The organism is Terrabacter koreensis (genome assembly GCF_054783315.1).
On the sequence record NZ_BAAGQU010000018.1, the window covers coordinates 1 to 620 of the forward strand.

The 620-nt window shown below is 68.5% G+C and carries 1 protein-coding gene; it reads left to right on the forward strand.

What is annotated here, in order from left to right; genetic code table 11:
* Nucleotides 1-620: IS1595 family transposase (locus ACYVNR_RS21680; protein ID WP_461051035.1), on the forward strand; the 620-nt coding region annotated here is incomplete at both ends.

Sequence of the window (620 nt, forward strand, 5' to 3'; positions counted from 1 at the left end):
AACGGCATGTCAGCGCTCGGGCTGCAGCGCGTCCTCGGGTTCGGCTCCTACGAGACCGCGTGGGCGTGGATGCACAAGCTGCGCCGAGCCATGGTCCGCCCGGAACGGGACAAGCTGTCCGGGATCGTCGAGCTCGACGAGACCGTGATCGGTGGCGTCAGCGCCGGCAAGTTCGGCAACGCCAGCGACAAGGTCGCGGTCATGATCGCCATAGAACACAACGAGACCCGTCGCCTGGGCCGGGTCCGGCTCGCTGTCGCCGCCCGACCCGCCACGTCCCAGCTGGTCGACTTCGCCACCGCAGTGATTGAGCCCGGATCCACGATCCGCACCGACGGCGCCCGCACCCTGCGCCGGCTCGCCGACCTCGGCTACACCCACGAGTTCACCCTCGGCTACAGCGCGCCCGACAAGGCGAGCGTCCTCCCTGGCGTGCACCTGGTCGCCTCGCTGCTCAAGCGCTGGCTCATCGGCACCCTGCACTTCCGCGTCGAAGAACAGCACCTGCCCTACTACCTGGACGAGTACACGTTCCGGTTCAACCGCCGCAACGCCAGGTCCCGCGGCCTGCTCTTCTATCGCCTGCTCGAGCAAGCCGTCGACACTGACCCGCACCCGCT